This window comes from Moorena sp. SIO4A1, assembly GCF_010672065.1.
GTDB lineage: Bacteria > Cyanobacteriota > Cyanobacteriia > Cyanobacteriales > Coleofasciculaceae > Moorena.
Map to the genome: position 1 here is coordinate 1 of NZ_JAAHHX010001105.1, position 1,000 is coordinate 1,000.

Consider the following 1,000-nt stretch of genomic DNA (forward strand, 5'->3'; position numbering starts at 1 on the left):
TGAAGAGCATCGCCGCGTCTATGGTTGCTTGATTCACATTGATATTATCAATGACAAGATTTGGATTCAATATGATGGGACGGAATATGGTGTGGCGAATGAGCTGACTGATGTGGGGATTCCTAAGTATGATATTGTATTAGCCTTTCATACTCCGTTCATGCGTCAGTATAGTGATTTTGCGGTGGGTTAAAGGGAATAGGGAGCAGGGAGCAGGGAGTAGCTAAGAGGCAAGAGGCAAGAGGCAAGAGGCAAGAGGTAACGCTGAGCTGACTCCCCATTTCCCTATCTCCCTATCTCCCCATCTCCCCAGCTCCCCAGCTCCCTATCTCCCTATGCCATAATAACGATAGACAAGAATGGGGGAGTCATGAGCATGAGCGAGGTTGTGTTTTTGGTTGAGGAAGATCCGGAAGGGGGTTATACGGCCAGAGCTTTAGGAGAGTCTATTTTTACCTGAATGTCAGAAGAAGGCTCCCGCTATACCGCAGGTTAGCGGTGAGATGAATTCCGACCAATAAAAAAGAATGTAGTAGTTATGTTTGATCTGGCGCAGGCGTGTAGTAAAATCAACTTATGATAGTCAGAGAAGCCAAGCTATTAAACGGGTCTAAGGTACAATATCAAGCCTTAGATGAAGCCATAAGAACTGCTCAGTTTATCAGAAATAAAGCAGTTAGATTGTGGCGGGAAGAGCCAAATGTGAACAAGGCTCGTCTATCTCTGCTATGCAAAGAACTAGCGCGTGAGTTTCCTTTTGCTAAGAAATTAAACTCAATGGCACGGCAAGCATCAGCACAGAGGGCTTGGAATTCAATCTCTAGCTTCTATCGTCGTTGTAGAGAGGGTGCGAAACAGAAAGGATATCCTCAGTTCAAAAAGCATTCTCGTAACGGCTTTGCCGACGCTGCGCGAACGGTTGAGTATAAAACGTCAGGCTGGAAACTCTCAGCTGATTGTTTAACTATTAACTTCACCGATGGATTTAATGCGGGTAAGA

General features: G+C 45.3%; 2 protein-coding genes and 1 pseudogene. 2 read left to right on the top strand and 1 reads right to left on the bottom strand.

The genetic code is table 11. The annotated features are described in order from the left end of the window. Positions 1-193: XisI protein (locus tag F6K53_RS45615; RefSeq protein WP_293087882.1), on the top strand; the 193-nt coding region annotated here is incomplete at its 5' end. Here F6K53_RS45615 and F6K53_RS45620 read toward each other — a convergent pair. After that, the gene (locus F6K53_RS45620) at positions 159-281 is read right to left on the bottom strand and encodes a hypothetical protein (RefSeq protein WP_293087885.1); all 123 of its coding nucleotides are present in this window, start codon (positions 279-281) and stop codon (positions 159-161) included. The two genes, F6K53_RS45615 and F6K53_RS45620, sit on opposite strands and share 35 nt — an antisense overlap. A 295-nt stretch (positions 282-576) precedes the next feature. Between F6K53_RS45620 and F6K53_RS45625 the strand changes: the two are divergent. Next, a pseudogene (locus tag F6K53_RS45625) lies at positions 577-1,000 on the top strand (RNA-guided endonuclease TnpB family protein); the annotation flags it as partial.

What these genes read in the sequence shown, in the direction of transcription:
- F6K53_RS45620 (WP_293087885.1), bottom strand. Translation starts at nt 281, where the DNA reads ATGGGGAGTCAGCTCAGCGTTACCTCTTGCCTCTTGCCTCTTGCCTCT.